The following is an 18,575-nucleotide window of genomic DNA, read 5'->3' on the forward strand; positions in this document are numbered from 1 at the left end:
AAAAAAAACAGTATTTCCAATAAACTAATTGGTATAATATTTGCATTAAATAAACCCTAAAAAAAAATTAAATTATGAAAAAAATCTACTTATTATTTTTATTTACAATTATTAGCACAGTATCTTTTGCACAAATTCTTTCTGAAACTTTTGATACTTATACGGATGGAACAGGTATACAAGGAATTGATGCTTCTGGAACAATTATGAATGTTGGGGACTATCCTGCAGGTGTTAGCAACTGGACTATTGATGGTTCTCAAGGTGCATTTACAGCAGCTACAGATTGGGCAAAAGTAAGTAATGGCCAATTTGAATTTAGAGATGTAGATGGGGAAGTTGCTTTAAATTTCACTACTATTGATATTACAAACTTAGCTAATGTATACTTCACTATTGATGTTTTAGGACAAGGTAACTTTGAAACCGCAGATTATGTGGATGTTTATTATGCTATTGATGGTGGTGCCTTTACACGAATCCCAAACTGGAATAACTTAGGAGATCCTATACACACAATCATAGGAGAAATAAGTCCTGGAGTAGAATTTACTTCAACAACTATTAACCAAAATATTGGAACGGGTAGCTCTTTAACAATTAAAGTAACCGCAATGAATAATGCTGGTACAGAATATTTAAGATTAGATAATGTTAATATTTATGGAGAAACTCTTTCTGTAGACCAAAATGAAGTTGCAGCGTTTTCTATTTATCCAAATCCTGTAGCAAATGGAATTGTAACCATTAAAACAAGTAACAACGAAGCCGTACAAGTTTCTGTTTTTGATGTTTTAGGAAAACAAGTATTATCTCAAAATGTTACTAACCAGACTTTAGACGTTTCTAATTTAAACGCTGGAATGTACATTTTAAAATTAGTTCAAAACGGAAATAGTACTACTAAAAAATTAGTAATTAACTAATTCCCTTTTATAACATATAAAAAGCGTTACTCTATAGAGTAACGCTTTTTTATTTTACCTACTTTTGTCATCATAAGCTATGATACACACTAAAGACATATTTAGTATTAAAAACCAAACAGAATTTGACACTGTAGCATTACAGGTTTTTAAATTTCAGTTTGAAAATAATGCGGTATATCGTTCTTTTTGTGATTTATTATACATCCACCCAAGTGACATAAAACGTATAGAAGATATTCCGTTTTTGCCAATTTCGTTTTTTAAAAGTCATGAAATTTTAAGTGCTTCGGAAGAAATTGAACAAACATTTTCCAGTAGTGGCACCACCGGAAGCATTACCAGTAAACATCAAGTAACTAATGTTTCTGTTTACGAAGAAAGCTTCAGAAGCGGTTTTAAACACTTTTATGGCAATATAGAAGACTATACCATTTTAGCTTTATTACCTAATTATTTAGAACGTGAAGGGTCTTCATTAGTATATATGTTTAATGATTTGATTAAAAAATCTAAGAAACCACAAAGCGGGTTTTATTTAGATAATCTTTCCGAATTAAAAAGCAAATTACAAACCTTAGATGTACAAGGTGAAAAAGTATTACTTATTGGAGTTTCTTTTGCTTTATTAGATTTGATAGAAAACCACTCTTTTCAATTACAAAACACCATTATCATGGAAACTGGTGGTATGAAAGGAAGGCGAAAAGAACTAATTCGAGAAGAATTACACGACATTTTAAAACAAGGGTTTGGCGTACAAAACATACATAGCGAGTATGGTATGACCGAATTATTAAGCCAAGCCTATTCTACAGGAAATGGTGTTTTTAATTGCCCAAACTGGATGCAAGTCTTAACTCGTGACACAGAAGATGCTTTAACCATACAAAATCCTGGAAAAACTGGAGGGTTAAACATAATAGATTTGGCAAATGTAAATTCCTGCGCTTTTATTGCAACGCAAGATTTAGGAAAAGTTAATAAGGATGGCTCTTTTGAAATTATAGGAAGATTCGATAATAGCGATATACGTGGTTGTAACCTCATGGTCTTATAACTATTACTGTAATTATAGATTGTTTTTACCGACTTATATAAAAACAATTTATGAAAGCACTACCCTTTTTATTGTTTCTAGTACTAGGAACTATTCAAGCACAAAAAATAGATTATAATACGAAAAACGGAACTGCTGTAAAAGGTTATGATGTCGTTGCATATTTTAATAATACCGCTATAGAAGGAAACAAAAAATACGTTACACAATATGATGGTGTTACTTATTTATTCGCTTCTAGCTTACATTTGAAAATGTTTATTGATAATCCAGAAAAATACATTCCACAATATGGAGGTTATTGCGCTTATGCAATTGGTGCGAAATCTAAAAAAGTGTCTATAGATCCTGAAACGTATGAAATACGCGATGGTAAGCTATATCTTTTTTATAATTCATGGGGAACAAATACTCTAGACCTTTGGTTAGCAGAAGAACCAACTAAGCTCCAACAGAAAGCAGATAAGAATTGGGAGAAAATAAAATAGTATAGCTGTAAGTATTTAAAAAAAATTCCGACTAAAAAAGTGCTAGAAAAAGAAAAATTAATTTTTTAGTTAATTGGTTAGTTTTAAAGCCTGATTATTTTCATAATCAGGCTTTTTTTATTTTAAACCGCTTTAATAATATACGTATTACGTTTTCCCTTGTTAATAACTACGTAAGTATCGTTTATTAAATCTAGACTTGTTATTTTATAATCTTCTTTTACTTTTTCTTTATTTACAGAAACGGAGTTTTCTTTTAAAGCTCTTCTAGCTTCACCATTAGATGCTAAAAAATTAGTTTGTGCAGCAAGTGCTGCAATCATGTCTAATCCTGATTCAATCTCTTGCTTTGAAACCTCAGCTTGTGGCACTCCTTCAAAAACATCTAAAAACGTACTTTCGTTCAATGTATTTATATCTTCTTTAAAAGATTTACTAAATAAAATATTAGAAGCTTTTTCAGCATTTTCAAAATCAGATTTAGAATGTACTAAAGTGGTCACCTCTTCAGCTAAACGCTTTTGTAATAAACGAAGATGAGGCATTTCTTTGTGTTCAACAATTAAAGCATCCATAGTAGTTTTATCTAAAAAAGTAAATATTTTAATATACTTTTCGGCATCTTCATCACTTGTATTTAGCCAAAATTGGTAAAATTTGTATACCGAAGTTTTATCTGCATCTAACCAAATATTTCCACCTTCGCTTTTTCCAAATTTAGAACCATCTGCTTTGGTTATTAAAGGACAAGTCATGGCGTAAGCTTTCGCTTCTTCACCAACATGCATACGTCTTACTAATTCTGTACCAGTAGTAATGTTTCCCCATTGATCACTTCCTCCCATTTGCAGCACGCAATTATATTGCTTGTATAAATGGTAAAAATCATACCCTTGAATTAATTGGTAAGTAAACTCTGTAAAAGACATACCAACGTTTCCTTCGTCACCAGACAAACGTTTTTTTACCGAATCTTTTGCCATCATGTAGTTTACTGTAATTCGTTTACCAACATCACGAGCAAAATCTATAAAACTAAAGGTTTTCATCCAATCGTAGTTATTTACTAAAATTGGAGCATTTTTTTCTTCTGAAGAAAAATTAAGAAAACGAGATAAAACACGCTTAATTCCCGCAACATTATGGTTTAAAGTAGCTTCATCTAGCAAATTACGTTCGTCACTTTTACCAGAAGGATCCCCAATCATTCCTGTTGCTCCACCTACCAAAGCAATTGGTTTGTGTCCAGCTTTCTCTAAATGCATTAATAAAATAATAGGAACCAAACTACCAATATGAAGAGAATCGGATGTTGGATCAAAACCAACATAAGCCGTTGTCATCTCTTTATTTAATTGCTCTTCTGTTCCAGGCATGATATCATGTACCATTCCTCTCCACGTTAATTCTTCTACTAAATTATAGTTCATTTCTTGTTTATTATTCTAAAGTCCAGCAAAGATATGTTTATCCGTTAAAAGAGAAAAGCTAATTACAAAATTACTATTTTAGCTTTATGATTTTAGTTACAGGAGGAACAGGCTTAGTTGGCTCGCATTTACTATATGAATTGGTTAAAAATAACCAAAATGTTCGTGCTATTTATAGAAATGAAGAGAAGTTAGAAAGTGTAAAAAAAGTATTTTCTTATTTTACCGAAGATTCTACCTCTGCTTTTAATAAAATTGACTGGATAGAGGCAGATATTTTAAATATTCCTGCTTTAACGGAAGCTTTTAAAGGCATAACTCATGTATATCATTGTGCTGCACTTATTTCTTTTGATCTCAAGGATTATTACGATTTACGAAAAACAAACATAGAAGGCACAGCTAACATTGTTAATTTATCTATAGCAAATACCATTAAAAAGTTATGTTATATAAGTTCTATTGCTACTTTAGGAAACAAGGAAGATAATAGTTTAATTGATGAAGATACTTTTTGGAACCCAGAAACAGACAATAGTGTTTACGGTATAACAAAATATGGTGCAGAAATGGAAGTTTGGCGTGGTACGCAAGAAGGTTTAGATGCTGTAATTGTAAATCCAGGAATTATTTTAGGTGCTGGTTTCTGGAACTCTGGTAGTGGTTTATTATTTAAAAAAGTGCAAAACACAATACCATATTCTGCTACTGGAACTTCTGGATATGTAGACGTTAAAGATGTTGTACAATGTATGTTACAACTAATGAAAAGTGATATACGCAACCAACGTTTTATAGTAGTTTCTGAAAATTTAAGCTTCAAAGATTTCATTGAAATTGCTGCAAAATATTTACAGGTAAAAGCACCTAAAAAACAAGTAACTCCATTTCTACTTCAAATTGGTTGGCGAGCAGATTGGTTAAAAAGTTTTTTAACTGGAAAGCCAAGAAGTTTAACAAAACAGACTGCTGCAACTGCCTTAACACTTGCAAACTATAATAACCAGAAAATTATTGAAGCATTAGATTATGCGTTTATACCAATAGAAAAAAGTATAAAAAAGGTTTCCGAACAGTTTTTAAAAGAACAATAATTTAATTCGACTTTACAGGAGTAAATCTGTTTTTCTTATTTAATGCAGTTTCTAAAGGTGCCTCCATTAAATTATTATTTTTTAATTTAGATTGTTTTATAGAATCGTTTATTTTCTTTTGTTCGCTTTCTATTTTATCTAGAGCAGTGTACTCGGCTTTTAACTTCGTTAAACTATCTCTAACTTGCTTGTATATAACCTCGTAATCTTCTGTATGATAGGTGTAATAATAATTACTATTAGCAAACTGAGCACTATCTATATTATGTTTTTTAAAAATAAGCTCTTGTAATTTAACACCATTATTTTCAAGTATTTTTTTATTAACTCCTTTAGCAGAGCTATACATAGACATGTCTATAATAACAGAAACCATTTTATCTTTAGAAATAAGATTATCTGGTTTATTCGGTTTGTTTTGGTTGTAACATGAAACCAATAATAACACAAGACATGTAAATAAAATATTTTTCATTATCTATTAAATGTTAGTTGTTTAGCTGCTTTAACATCATAAAACTTAAAGTTCTTATATGCCAAAATACCATTAACAAATGTATGAGTAATTCTAGATTTAAAAGTTGTACCTTCAAAAGGAGACCAACCACATTTGTATAAAATATTATCTTTTTTAACTGTCCAAGGACTACTTAAATCTACCATTACTAAATCTGCAAAATAACCTTCTTTTATATAGCCTCTTTTCTCTACTTGAAATAATATAGCAGGATTATGGCACATTTTTTCCACAAGTTTCTCTAAGGTAATTTTACCTTTATGATGCATTTCTAGCATTGCAGGAAGGGCATGCTGTACCAAAGGTCCTCCAGAAGGTGCTTTGGTATATACATTATTTTTTTCTTCTAACGTATGTGGTGCATGATCTGTAGCTATAACGTCTATTCTATCGTCTAACAAAGCTTTCCATAAGCCATCTTTATCTTTTTGTGTTTTCACTGCAGGATTCCACTTTATAAAAGTTCCTTTTGTGTCATAATCTTGGTTAGTAAACCATAAATGATGCACACAAACCTCTGCAGTAATTTTCTTGTCTTTTAAAGGTAATTTATTGGTAAACAAATTTGTTTCTTTTGCAGTAGAAAGATGAAAAACATGCAGTCTAGCACCTGTTTTTTTTGCGAGCTCTATGGCTTTAGATGAAGAAATATAACATGCATCTTCGCTTCTAATATCTGGATGATGCTTTAATGGTATATCTTCACCAAACTGTTCTTTATATGCTGCAAGATTACTTTTTATAGTTCCTTCGTCTTCACAATGCACAGCGATAAGCAGTTTTGTACTAGAAAATATTTTTTCTAAAACTTCTGGGTTATCTACCAGCATATTTCCTGTAGAAGAACCTAAAAAGAGTTTTAAAGCCGCCACTTCTTTTGGGTCTACTTTTAAAATTTCATCTAGATTATCATTTGTACCACCAAACATAAAAGAATAATTAGCAGACGAAGTTTTTGATGCTATTTCAAATTTTTCATTAAGCTTTTCTATGGTTGTAGTTTGCGGATTGGTATTTGGCATTTCAATAAAAGAAGTTATACCACCTGCTATCGCTGCTCTAGATTCTGTTTCAATATTTGCTTTATGTGTTAGACCAGGTTCTCTAAAATGTACTTGATCATCTATAACCCCTGGAAGTAAGTAATTCCCTTCTGCATCAAAAATATGGATATCGGCAGATTTGGCACTTATAGATTCACTAATTTCCTTAATATACTCCCCTTCAATAAGAATATCTCCATGAAATATACTTCCTTCATTTACAATTTTTGCGTTCTTAATAAGTGTTTGTTTGTGTTGCATGTGCTTTATTTTATTTTACAAAAAGACTTTTAAATTTCATAGAGATTACACCAAAAATAGCTTCAGAAATTATACCTGAACTTAATTTAGATTCCCCTTTTGTTCTATCTGTAAAAATAACTGGAATTTCTATTATATTAAATTTTCTACAATATGCTTTAAATTTCATTTCTATTTGAAAGGCATATCCTGTAAATTTTATTTTATTTAAATCTAAGCTTTCTAATACTTCTCTTTTATAACAAATAAATCCAGCTGTTGTATCATGAATTTTCATTCTTGTAATAAAACGCACATATTTTGAAGCTAAGTAAGATAATAAAACTCTACTCATTGGCCAATTTACAACATTTACACCTTTTACATAACGAGAACCGATGGCTACATCTGCTCCATCCACATGACAGGTATTATACAAACGAATTAAATCTTTTGGGTTATGCGAAAAATCTGCATCCATTTCAAAAATGTAACGATACTCCCTTGCTAAGCTCCATTTAAAACCATGTATGTAGGCGGTACCTAATCCCGATTTTTCTTTGCGCACTTCAAGAAATAATCGCTCTTTAAATTGCTCTTGTAATTCTTTAACCTTAAGTGCAGTTAAGTCTGGAGAACTATCATCTACTACCAAAACATCAAAGTTTTTTTCCAAAGAAAATACAGCCTTAATAATAGCCTCAATATTTTCTATTTCATTATATGTTGGTATTATGATAATCGTATCTTGCATAAAAAGCATTAAATTTTAGCAAATGTAAGCTATTTAAAAGTTATTTATTTTTAAATTTTCCTTAAAAAATGGAAGGCAAATAAAATTATTTATAATAATTTTACCAGATGCTTCGTGAAATAATATCTAATGAAATTTTTACAGTATTACTAGTTATTTGTCTGGTTTTAGTTGCCACGGTAAAAGTACTATTTACAAAACGCTTTAACGATTTTATTTATGTATTAGGTAATTTTAGATATTTAAAAATATATTCTAGAGATTCTAAAATCATAGATAGCTTTAATGTATTACTGTTTATAAACTTATTACTTTCAACTTCTATTTTTAGTGTTTTTTTGTATGAAAATTTTGTAGCAGAGATACATGATATTTACTCTTTTTTAATTAAAGTTTTTATTGTCATTGCAATAATTATACTAGCAAAAACATCTCTAGAGCGATTATTAGGTAGCTTATTTGACATAAGTAATACTTTAGATTTTTATGTGTTTCAAAAAACGAGCTATAAAATTTTTTTTGGTCTAGTACTAATACCTGTTAATTTTATTCTGTTGTTTAGCACTTCTCCTTCTCCAATTATACTTCAAATTCTCGTAATTGTTTTTGTTTTAATTAATTGCATAAGCATCGTTGCCACCTATAAGACCTATCAAAATTTAATAAAATCCAATTTGTTTTATTTTATTTTGTATCTTTGCGCACTTGAAATTTCGCCTTATCTAGTATTATTTAAGTTATTTAAAGATTACAGTTAAGGCATTAAAGTTAGCTATTATATGAAAGTCAAAACCATTTTAGTATCTCAACCAGAACCTAAAATAGAAAATTCGCCTTATTTTGATTTGCAAGAAAAGCAAAAAGTGAAGATAGACTTTAGACCTTTTATTCACGTTGAAGGGGTTCCTGCAAAAGAAATAAGACTACAAAAAATAGATTTAAGTCATTATACTGCTATTATTTTAACGAGTAGAAACGCAGTAGATCACTTTTTTAGAGTTGCAGAAGAAATGCGCTTTAAAGTGCCTGATAGCATGAAATATTTTTGCCAGTCTGAAGCTGTAGCTTACTACTTACAAAAATATGTTGTTTATAGAAAACGTAAAATTTATGTTGGTAAGAGAACTTTTTCTGAGTTATCTCCTACCATAAAAAAATATAAAGACGAAACGTTCTTATTACCAACTACAGACAAACTAAAACCGGAAGTACCAACCATATTAAATAATTTAGCTGTAAACTGGAAACAGGCTGTTTTTTACAAAACAGTAATTAGTGATTTATCAGACTTAGAAGATGTGTTTTATGACATCTTAGTGTTTTTTAGCCCTTCTGGAATAGATTCTTTATTTAAAAATTTCCCAGACTTTAAACAAAACGACACTAGAATAGCCGTTTTTGGGAACACTACCATCAAAGCTGTAGAAGCACATGGACTTCGTGTAGATATTGCTGCACCAACGCCAGAAACACCTTCTATGACAATGGCTTTAGAAAAGTACATTAAGAAAACAAACAAAGGAAAGTAGTTTATTCAAAAACTAACCAAAAAAGGCGCAACATATGTTGCGCCTTTTTTGGTTAGTTAATTGTATTCTTTTATTGAATTATTAATTTTTTAGTTACCGATTTCCCTTCCGCTAATATTCTTGTTAAATACACACCAGGAACCATTGCACTAATATTTAATGTGTTTTCTCCAAACTGCATTTGTTTATTTAACACTAACTTTCCTGTTATATCGTAAACTTGAATATAAGATTCTTGCACATTAGATGCAACAAACAATGTGTTTTTAGCTGGATTAGGATAGATATCAAAAGTTAAATCCTTTGCAGTATCCACAGAAAGAGTAGGGCAACCAGAGGCATCATTTACAAATGTACTGGCCCCATCTTTTTGCCAAGGCAATGTTGTTAAATAACTAGCAGTACAATCGTCTACAAAAATATTGACAAGACTTGTATTAAAACGCGAATCAAAAGCTGTAACGCTAGCATTATTTCCGTTACGCATATCTAAGGAAGTTAAACTAGTTTGTCTTGCATCTAATACTGTTAACCCTGTATTACCAGACAAATCTAAAGTTCCAACAGGTGATCCAGGAATAAGCAATTCGCTTAAACTTACATTTGCACCAGTAACTAAAGTCCCTAAAGCAGTACAAGCTTCTGTATTTAATGAAACTAAACTTGAATTAGCAGATACATCTAAACTAGTTACTGCTGCATTATATGTAATAACCAAACCCGAAATACTTGTTAATGCTTCAATACCAGTAAAATCGTCAATAGCATTATAAGGGGCACTATTTCCTAAATTTAATACTCCTGTAACCGCAGCTGCTTCACTATCTAAAATAAAACCATCTAATGGCCCATTAATAGAAGTAAATGTGATTAAAAATTGTTCAAAATCTGCATTAGGAACAGCTGTCGATTGTGCTAGAATTTTAATTTGCATGGCTATAGCAAGAGCCATAAAAAGTAATGTTTTTTTCATAATTAATAGCTTTATAATTTATAGTCATAAAGTTAAGTTATAAATAAATACCTACAAGACTTTTTAACAAATAAAAATGTAGTTCATCAAAAATTTACTTCATGTTTGGTGCACCATCTAATATTTCTTGATTTGCATATGCTTCAAACTGTTTAAAATTAGCTCTAAAAGACGCGGAAAGTTTATAAGCAGTTTCATAGTAACCTTCGTCATTATTCCATGTTTTTCTTGGGTTTAAGACTTCTGTTGGCACTCCTGGAACAACTCTTGGTTGCGCCAAACCAAATACAGAATGTGTATGGAAATTTTCATGATTTTCTGCACCTAAATCATTATTAATAGCTGCACTTATCATTGCTCTAGTATATTTTAACTTCATTCTAGAACCAACTCCATAAGGACCGCCTGTCCATCCTGTATTTATCAACCAAACATTAACTCCTGTTTCTTTCATTTTCGCACTCAACATCTCAGCATATTTTGTTGGATGTAATGGCATAAAAGGTGCTCCAAAACAAGCTGAAAAACTAGGTACTGGCTCTGTAATTCCTGCTTCTGTACCTGCCACCTTAGCTGTATATCCTGAAATAAAATGATATGCTGCTTGACCTGGTGTTAATTTAGATATTGGAGGTAAAACGCCAAATGCATCTGCTGTTAAAAAGAATATATTTTTTGGATTTTTTCCTATGGAAGGCCTTTGTATGTTTTCTATATGATAAATTGGATAGCTAACTCGGGTATTTTGAGTAATAGAAGTATCTTTAAAATCAACTTCCCCTTGCGCATCCATTTTTACATTTTCTAAAATGGCTCCTTTTTTAATTGCTGCGTAAATTTCTGGTTCTTGTTCTTGAGATAAGTTGATTACTTTTGCATAACATCCTCCTTCAAAATTAAAAACCGTGTTTTCTGCAGTCCAACCATGTTCGTCATCCCCAATTAAACTTCTATCTGGATCTGTAGACAAAGTCGTTTTTCCGGTTCCAGAAAGTCCAAAGAAAATCGCAGTATCTCCTTTCTTACCTACATTTGCACTACAATGCATTGGTAAAGTGTTTTTAAACACAGGAAGTATAAAGTTTAATGCAGAAAAAATCCCTTTTTTTATCTCTCCTGTATAACCAGTTCCTCCAATTAATGCAATTTTTCTAGTAAAATCTAGTATTGCAAAATTATGTTGGCGCGTGCCATCAACTTCTGGATCTGCCATAAAACCTGGAGCATTTACAATAGTCCATTCTGGAGAGAAGTCTTTTAATTCTTCTTCAGTAGGACGTAAAAACATGTTATAAGCAAACATATTACTCCAAGGGCATTCATTAATTACTCTAATATTTAATTTATAATCCGTATCAGCACAGGCATAACTATCTCTTACAAAAACTTCTTTTTCAGATAAATAATTTACAACCTTATTGTATAGTTTCTCAAACTTATCCCCATCAAAAGGGATATTAATATTTCCCCACCAAACTCTATCTTTAGTTATATCATCTTTAACAATAAACCTGTCCTTTGGCGACCTACCTGTAAACTCTCCAGTATTAACTGCTAATGCACCAGACGATGCAGTAACACCTTGTTTTTTATCTACAGTAACTGCATGAAGTTCTTCTGGTGAAAGTTGATAATTAATTTTTGCATTTTTGATTCCATATTGTTCTAACGAAATCGTTTTCGTTAATTGAGTATGATTAACCATATTTTAATTGTGTTGTTTAAGCTGCAAAATTAAAACTTTATTTTAAAGTAGCCATCTAAAACCTTAAATATCCTATTTTAATTTTAAAAAGTTTATCAACATGATTATCCAAGCGGTAATTAATAAAACACCTCCTAAAGGAGTAAACATAGCTATCTTGTTAAAATTTATACTAGTTAATGCATTTGTTGATAAACCATAAATAGAGCCAGAAAATAACAAAACACCGACTACTATAAAAGCATAAATTGTTTTTTTAGATTTCTCAGAAATTACAGATTGACTTCCCAAAATTAAAAGCAAAAATGCATGATACATTTGGTATCGCACACCAGTTTCAAAAGATTGTAAAGCGCTTTCAGAAATAATTGTTTTTAATCCATGAGCAGCAAAAGCACCAAGCACTATTGCTATTACACCAAAAATTGCTCCGGTTATTAATAATTTTTTATCCATATATTTAAGCTTTTCATATATTTTACCCTTACTATTTATTACATTCGTAATTACAAAATTACTCAACAATTCTCATTATGCGAAAGATTTTAGTCATAGGTTCTGGAAAATCCTCATCATACCTTATTAAATACTTATTAGACAAATCGAAAACAGAAGATTTACTAATTATAGTCGGCGACATCAGTTTTACTCATGCTAAAAAACTAATTGGAAATCATGAAAATGCACAAGCAATTCTATTAGACGTTTTTGATAAACATTCCCGTCAAGAAGCAATACAAAATGCAGATATTGTGGTGTCTATGCTTCCTGCTAGATATCATATAGAAGTAGCAAAAGACTGTATTACTTTTAATAAAAATATGGTAACCGCATCCTATATCAGTCCAGAAATGCAAATGCTAGATAAGGCAGCAAAAGACAAAGGACTCGTTTTTATGAATGAAATTGGTGTAGACCCTGGAATAGACCATATGAGTGCAATGCAAGTTATCGATAAGATTAGAGAAAAAGGTGGAGAAATCATCTTATTCGAATCTTTTACAGGAGGACTTGTTGCTCCAGAAAGTGACAACAACTTATGGAACTATAAATTTACTTGGAACCCAAGAAATGTAGTTTTAGCAGGGCAAGGAGGCGCTGGAAAATTTTTACAAGAAGACACCTACAAATACATCCCCTACAATCGACTTTTTAGACGTACCGAATTTTTAGAAGTAGATGGCTATGGGAGATTTGAAGGTTATGCAAATAGAGACTCCCTAAAATACCAAAGTGTTTATGGTCTAGATACCATTAAAACACTATACAGAGGTACCATTAGACGCGTAGGTTTTTCTAGAGCTTGGAATGTTTTTGTGCAACTCGGTATGACAGACGATAGCTACAGCATAGACGATAGCGAAAACATGAGTTATCGTGATTTTGTAAACGCATTTTTACCATATAGCCCAACAGATTCTGTAGAACTTAAGTTTAGACATGCTCTTAAAATAGACCAAGACGATATCGTTTGGGATAAATTTTTAGAACTAGACATTTTTAGTAAAACAAAAATGGTAGAATTAAAAAATGCAACTCCAGCACAAATTTTACAAAAGATTTTAATGGACAGTTGGACATTAGATCCAGAAGATAAAGACATGATTGTTATGTACCATAAATTTGGCTACGAATTAGATGGAAAAAAACATCAAATTGATGCAACCATGGTAACCATTGGCGAAGACCAAACCTATACTGCAATGGCAAAAACAGTAGGTTTACCGGTTGCAATAGCAACACTAGCCATTTTAAACGAAAAAATAACAACCCCTGGTGTACAAATGCCAATAAACAAAGAAGTGTACACGCCAATTTTAAAAGAGTTAGAAGACTACGGAATTAACTTTAACGAAAAAGAAGTGCCATATCTTGGCTACAACCCGTTACACGTTTAAAAGTATTATAGCGTTTCCTAACTTCTCCTTTTAAGGCCAAGTTAGGTCAGGCTTTCACTACTCGCTCTCTGCGAGGAGCTCAAACAAACCGTTCAATCCTTAACGCAGTATATAGTTTCAATTTAAAATCAATTTACTATTTTTAGGTTTTAAATAGAAACCTTTATACATGAAAACCATAAACAATAACATATTAATAGATGGTATAGATAAAAAAATACTACGCGCTTTAATGGAGGACGCAAGAACACCCATTCTTGAAATTGCTAGAGGTGTTGGTATTTCTGGAGCAGCAATACACCAAAGACTACGAAAACTGGAAAAATCTGGATTAATTGCAGGTTCTAAATTTGTTGTAAACCCTAAAGTATTAGGCTATACAACGATGGCTTATATTGGTATTTATCTAGATAAAGCCATGAGTAATCCAGAAGCTGTAAAACAATTAAAACGTATTCCCGAAGTTTTAGAATGCCATTACACTACAGGTAATTGGAGTATCTTTATTAAAATACTTTGTAAAGACAATGAACATCTTATGCAGGTTTTAAATAAAGACATTCAATCTATTTCTGGAGTTTCTAGAACAGAAACTTTTATTTCATTAGACCAGCAAATAGAACGACAAATTAAAATATAAAAAAAGCTCCTAAATTACTTTAGGAGCTTTTTAGTGATATTATTAATTAACTATTCCTTAATAATACGTATTGTTTTGGTTACATTATCTACAGTTACTTTTACAAAATAAGCACCAGATTGTAAACTAGACATGTCTAATACACTGTTCATTGTATTTGGTTTTTCAAGTATTACTTCTTGACCTAACATGTTATAAACAGACAACCCGTTAATGCTATTTTGCGCTTTAATAGTTAAACTACTAGTTACTGGATTAGGATAATACGTAAACAAATTTTTAGTGTCCACATCTGAAATGGATAGAGTTCCATTTACAGAGATTTCAAATTCACCTTCAACTCTTCTAGATGTTCCAGATGCTACTCCATCACTCCACACTCTAACATAATAAGTTCCTGCGGCTAGGGTACCTAATGCTAAAGATTCTCCCGATGCATTACCTGAAGAACAAGCAATACTGTTTACATCTAAGAAGTCGCAAATTGGTGCAGGATAAACCGCTACACTAGCTTCAGTAGAATTACCTAAAACGGATGTTAAAACGGTTAAACCATTATATGTACCATCTAAAGTAAAAGCATACCAAACATCTGCATGAAATTCATAACTGTTACAAACGGTGTCGTCATCCTCTCCTGTAGTTTGGTCTGATGCACCTGCAGTTGTACCTGTTATTGCAGCCGCATTAATAACTAAAGTTTCTGGATTAGAGCAGTCATCGTTAGCAGGTATAGAAATAGTGTTGTCGATACAAGTTATCGTCATCGTAAAGTCTCCATTTTCGGTATAAGTCCCATCACTTGTTGCATATCCTTCCACTAAAATATAATATGTTGTATTAGCTGTTGCTGTAAAAACTCCTTCAGATTGTACACCACAAAAATCGTCTACAAACATTACTTGTGTTGACGCTGAGCAGTCTGAATACACTCTTAAAGCGGTATCATATAACGACCCACAAAGACTAACGGTTACATCTTGATCTACTATACCAGCTGTAAAAGCATACCACACATCTGTACTTGCATTTCCTGCAGTATCTGTTGCATTACTTGTAGAACCTGTTACCGTTTCTCCACATGTTACATCTATAGCTCCCGTACATTCATCATTACTAGGCAATAAAGGACAAGTATCCGATATTGTTCCCAAATCTACATCGCAGGCAGCATCACTACCATGCTGTAGCGTAAAACTTACTGGTATTCCTGTAGGGTAAGGCCCGAAACTCATTGCGCCAGTTGCTGTAATTGCTGTACTAGTCGTTCCGTCAAATACTGCTGTACTTCCATTACCTAAAGCGGTAACATTCACTTCAACAAAAAACTCATTTGTAACACAATCTTCACTTAAAAAAACAGCCGTTGCTTCTCCAGCTGCACAAGTATCTATAATATCTACTTTAATATTATGAAACCCAAAGTCATGTAAATCATCCGAATCCGTAGGTAGAATATTAAAACTTGAAATATCTGTTGCATTTACCGTATTGGTAATAACGATAGCTCCAGTTCCTAACGCATAAGATGTTGGACTAGAAATCTCCGCATCATCTTGATTTGTAATCGCTATTGTACCTGCCTCAAAGGTATCATAATCCATTCCTTTAAATGTAAAATTGGTATCAAAACCATTTCTAGTGATAGATAAAATATAAGGATCTAAAGGGTTTGTCGCACTATGATAAAACACTAAATCTCCACCTCCTAAATCATCCAATTCTTCATTTCCAGAATGTGCAACGGTTAACACATAAGTGTCTCCATCTTTTACTATTGTTTCTGTAATACTCGTTCCATTATCTACTGCGTCATCTATGGTAAAAATAATTTCATCACAGGTATCTACTATTTCTCCTAAATCTAAATCACAACTACTATCAGAACCATGTTGTAAGGTAAAAGCAACTGGTGTTCCTGCAGGATAGGGTCCATAACTAGATGCTCCAGTTTCAGTAATAGGATAGGTGGTTGTTCCATCGAAAAGCATTGGGGTTCCACTTCCTAAATCTGTTACAACTAAACTTACCGTAAAATCTTCTAAAGTACAATCCTGACTTAATAAACTAATTTCTGCAGCAGGCCCCATACAAGGTGGCGGACAGGTATCGGAAATAGATCCTAAATCTACATCACATCCTGTATCACTACCATGTTGTAAGGTGAAGTTAATTGGTGTTCCCGCTGGGTAAGGCCCAAAACTCATTACTCCTGTTGCTGTAACAGCCGTTGTTGTTGTACCATCAAAAATGGATGGGGTCCCTCCTCCTAAATCTGTCACATTTACTTCCGCCATAAATGTTCCTGCGCCACAATCTTGACTCACAAAAGATGCTGTACCTGCTGGTGCTACACAAGGGGTGGTCATAGTAACATCAATATTATGAAACCCAATATCATTTAAATCATCGATATCTGTAGGAATTATATTAAAACTAGAGATATTTACAGCATTGGAAGCGTTTGTAATAGTTATGGCTCCTCCTCCAAATGGATAATTTGTAGGACTAGATATTTCTGCATTATCTTGATTGGTTACCGATATGGTTCCTGCTTCTAATGTGTCATAGTCTAATCCATTTAACGTGAAATTTGTTGGAATACCATTTCTGGTTATAGATAACACATGTGGCGTAAGCGGATCTATTGCACTGAGATAAAAGATAAGATCTCCTCCTCCTAAATCATCGAGTTCCTCATTTCCGGAATGCGCAATAGTTAACACATACGTATCCCCTCCGTTTACAATAGTTTCTGTAATAGTTACTTCATTATCTGTTGCAGTATCAATAGTAAAGTTTAAGTTTTGAGCGATACTGGTATAACTCATTAGGATTGCTAGACATACAAACAGCATGTTTAACAACCTTCTTTTTTTTAAAATGTAATTTTTTGTCATGACTAATAGCTTTATAGTTAAGATAACAAGGTACTATTAAAAATAATAGCACCTTGATTTTGTATTGAAAGTTTAACTTCTAGAAGGAAAAGTACCAACTAAAGCAATAATATAATTAACACTTTGAAAAGGCTGCATATTACTAACATCTTGGCCACCTCCTGTAGCCCCAACAGCTACAGAATCTGATGCCATTGCTACATTTTTTCCTGTAGAGTATACACCACCTTCTGCAGGATACGCACCATCAGGACTAGCAGTTCCTTCACCACGCGTAATAGGATTAGCAGCCTGTATGTGTGCAGCATGAGTATGTGAAGGCAATTGGTTTGCATTTAACTTATAAGAAGCTAAACCTCCTTTTTGCCCTAAACTTACTGATGGTAAGCCAGGTCCATTACCAGCGTGAACTGGCACTCTACCTCTTAGGTCTGGCAATCCAAAAGTCGTTCTACCATCACCGCCATAAGTTGTTCCTAATAAAGAAAACAAAGCTGTGTTTTGAGAAATATCTAATAGTTGGCCGTTACATAACGCCCATCCTCTTGGTGCAAAATTTCCACCAAACATAATAATTTGTGCAATAAATGGATCCATAATTTTAAAAATTTAATTGATTAATAGATACCAAATATACTGACTACCAATCGGTTACAGCCAAGAAGATATACTCGATATGAAAACCGAGTAAAAACACCTGTTTTTTTATTTTTATATGTTATAATAAAAATAACTCGTAGATTTAAAGTCTATTAATCAATTAAACCTTAAATTATGAGTACAAATTCAATACCAGTTCAAACAGCTATTGATAGGGTAGCTAAATGGCAATCAGAAAATAGTGATAAAAATGTAAATGGTGATTTAATTCACGCAAAAGCATTTTTAATATCTGCAGAGGATCTTATATCCTGTTTAATAGAAATGAATGTATTAGTAGACACATCTTGTATTAACACTAATCTTGTAGGTGCTGCTAGTGTAAGAGCTTATATGGCTATTGACAGACCTGATGGCACTATAGCAAGTGCAGATACAGAAAGATTAGTATTAGTATCTACAGTAAAAGAAGTAGAAAATAATAAAATAATTCATAGAGATATTATAGAAGGATACACCCTTAAAAACCCACCTCCTTATAAATTAGTTGGCACTGGAACTTTTGATTTCACAAAACCTTGTCCAAATAATTGTGATACAGAAAGCCCTTTATATAATCCGTAAAAAAGATGAATGAAGTTAATAGATAGTGTTTTTCAAAACCTTAGTACATTATTACTTTTTATTAACGCAATACTATACACGTATAGTGCAATAAAAGATAAAAAAAATAAAGCGCTTAAATATTTTGCTATTTATTTATCACTTACATTTATTG

Annotated in this window: 18 protein-coding genes; 9 read left to right on the forward strand and 9 right to left on the reverse strand. The window is 32.1% G+C overall.

Annotated features, from left to right (window positions below; translation table 11 throughout):
* Positions 1-74 precede the first annotated feature (74 nt).
* From Q4512_RS01115 to Q4512_RS01125, 3 genes are all read left to right on the forward strand, one after another.
* Entirely contained in the window at positions 75-926 is an 852-nt protein-coding gene (locus tag Q4512_RS01115) for a T9SS type A sorting domain-containing protein (protein WP_303420713.1), read from the forward strand.
* A 79-nt stretch (positions 927-1,005) separates the two neighbouring features.
* Complete coding sequence (locus Q4512_RS01120) at positions 1,006-1,986, forward strand: acyl transferase (protein ID WP_303420715.1); 981 nt, start codon at positions 1,006-1,008, stop codon at positions 1,984-1,986.
* 50 nt (positions 1,987-2,036) lie between these two features.
* Positions 2,037-2,474, forward strand: coding sequence for a YHS domain-containing (seleno)protein (locus Q4512_RS01125; protein WP_303420717.1), 438 nt, complete (start codon positions 2,037-2,039; stop codon positions 2,472-2,474).
* Positions 2,475-2,596: 122 nt separating this feature from the next.
* Here Q4512_RS01125 and tyrS read toward each other — a convergent pair whose 3' ends face one another.
* Entirely contained in the window at positions 2,597-3,904 is a 1,308-nt protein-coding gene (gene tyrS / locus Q4512_RS01130; RefSeq protein ID WP_303420719.1) for a tyrosine--tRNA ligase, read from the reverse strand.
* A gap of 86 nt (positions 3,905-3,990) precedes the next feature.
* Here tyrS and Q4512_RS01135 point away from each other — a divergent pair, with 86 nt between their 5' ends.
* Positions 3,991-4,998, forward strand: a complete 1,008-nt coding sequence (locus tag Q4512_RS01135) for an NAD-dependent epimerase/dehydratase family protein (RefSeq protein ID WP_303420721.1) — start codon at positions 3,991-3,993, stop codon at positions 4,996-4,998.
* A gap of 1 nt (position 4,999) precedes the next feature.
* On the opposite strand, the gene Q4512_RS01140 is transcribed toward Q4512_RS01135, so the two are convergent.
* Genes Q4512_RS01140 through Q4512_RS01150 form a run of 3 tightly spaced genes read right to left on the reverse strand, consistent with a single transcriptional unit; the run spans position 5,000 to position 7,552 of the window.
* On the reverse strand, positions 5,000-5,473 hold the full coding sequence (locus Q4512_RS01140) for a DUF4296 domain-containing protein (protein ID WP_303420724.1): 474 nt from the start codon (positions 5,471-5,473) through the stop codon (positions 5,000-5,002).
* Positions 5,473-6,819, reverse strand: coding sequence for a dihydroorotase (locus tag Q4512_RS01145; protein ID WP_303420726.1), 1,347 nt, complete (start codon positions 6,817-6,819; stop codon positions 5,473-5,475). The genes Q4512_RS01140 and Q4512_RS01145 overlap by 1 nt, the downstream gene beginning before the upstream one ends.
* Before the next feature lie 10 nt (positions 6,820-6,829).
* The gene (locus tag Q4512_RS01150; RefSeq protein WP_303420728.1) at positions 6,830-7,552 is read right to left on the reverse strand and encodes a polyprenol monophosphomannose synthase; all 723 of its coding nucleotides are present in this window, start codon (positions 7,550-7,552) and stop codon (positions 6,830-6,832) included.
* Positions 7,553-7,659: 107 nt separating this feature from the next.
* On the opposite strand from Q4512_RS01150, the gene Q4512_RS16390 reads away from it, so the two are divergent.
* Together Q4512_RS16390 and Q4512_RS01155 are read left to right on the forward strand one after the other, a co-directional pair.
* Positions 7,660-8,310 (forward strand): DUF4271 domain-containing protein, encoded by a 651-nt coding sequence (locus Q4512_RS16390; protein WP_368389406.1) that lies wholly within the window; start codon positions 7,660-7,662, stop codon positions 8,308-8,310.
* 21 nt (positions 8,311-8,331) lie between these two features.
* Positions 8,332-9,081, forward strand: coding sequence for a uroporphyrinogen-III synthase (locus Q4512_RS01155; RefSeq protein WP_303420730.1), 750 nt, complete (start codon positions 8,332-8,334; stop codon positions 9,079-9,081).
* A 70-nt stretch (positions 9,082-9,151) separates the two neighbouring features.
* Here Q4512_RS01155 and Q4512_RS01160 read toward each other — a convergent pair whose 3' ends face one another.
* The 3 genes from Q4512_RS01160 to Q4512_RS01170 all read right to left on the reverse strand — a co-directional run bounded on the left by Q4512_RS01160 (position 9,152) and on the right by Q4512_RS01170 (position 12,215).
* The gene (locus Q4512_RS01160) at positions 9,152-10,054 is read right to left on the reverse strand and encodes a T9SS type A sorting domain-containing protein (protein ID WP_303420733.1); all 903 of its coding nucleotides are present in this window, start codon (positions 10,052-10,054) and stop codon (positions 9,152-9,154) included.
* A 94-nt stretch (positions 10,055-10,148) separates the two neighbouring features.
* Entirely contained in the window at positions 10,149-11,759 is a 1,611-nt protein-coding gene (pckA, locus tag Q4512_RS01165; RefSeq protein WP_303420735.1) for a phosphoenolpyruvate carboxykinase (ATP), read from the reverse strand.
* 72 nt (positions 11,760-11,831) lie between these two features.
* Positions 11,832-12,215, reverse strand: a complete 384-nt coding sequence (locus Q4512_RS01170) for a DUF423 domain-containing protein (RefSeq protein WP_303420737.1) — start codon at positions 12,213-12,215, stop codon at positions 11,832-11,834.
* Between the two features lie 77 nt (positions 12,216-12,292).
* Here Q4512_RS01170 and Q4512_RS01175 point away from each other — a divergent pair, with 77 nt between their 5' ends.
* Both Q4512_RS01175 and Q4512_RS01180 read left to right on the forward strand, forming a co-directional pair.
* A complete protein-coding gene (locus tag Q4512_RS01175) occupies positions 12,293-13,657 on the forward strand; it encodes a saccharopine dehydrogenase family protein (RefSeq protein ID WP_303420739.1) in 1,365 nt (454 codons plus the stop codon).
* A gap of 169 nt (positions 13,658-13,826) precedes the next feature.
* The gene (locus Q4512_RS01180) at positions 13,827-14,297 is read left to right on the forward strand and encodes an Lrp/AsnC ligand binding domain-containing protein (protein WP_303420740.1); all 471 of its coding nucleotides are present in this window, start codon (positions 13,827-13,829) and stop codon (positions 14,295-14,297) included.
* A 50-nt stretch (positions 14,298-14,347) separates the two neighbouring features.
* Here Q4512_RS01180 and Q4512_RS01185 read toward each other — a convergent pair whose 3' ends face one another.
* Together Q4512_RS01185 and Q4512_RS01190 are read right to left on the reverse strand one after the other, a co-directional pair.
* Entirely contained in the window at positions 14,348-17,197 is a 2,850-nt protein-coding gene (locus Q4512_RS01185) for a T9SS type A sorting domain-containing protein (RefSeq protein ID WP_303420742.1), read from the reverse strand.
* A gap of 72 nt (positions 17,198-17,269) precedes the next feature.
* Positions 17,270-17,794 carry a phage tail protein gene (locus Q4512_RS01190; RefSeq protein WP_303420744.1) on the reverse strand — a complete coding sequence of 175 codons (525 nt, stop codon included), beginning with the start codon at positions 17,792-17,794 and terminating at the stop codon, positions 17,270-17,272.
* A 177-nt stretch (positions 17,795-17,971) separates the two neighbouring features.
* Between Q4512_RS01190 and Q4512_RS01195 the strand changes: the two genes are divergently transcribed.
* On the forward strand, positions 17,972-18,421 hold the full coding sequence (locus Q4512_RS01195) for a hypothetical protein (RefSeq protein WP_303420746.1): 450 nt from the start codon (positions 17,972-17,974) through the stop codon (positions 18,419-18,421).
* Positions 18,422-18,575 lie beyond the last annotated feature (154 nt).

The organism is Oceanihabitans sp. 2_MG-2023, assembly GCF_030547245.1.
In the GTDB taxonomy this organism is placed as follows: Bacteria; Bacteroidota; Bacteroidia; order Flavobacteriales; family Flavobacteriaceae; genus Oceanihabitans.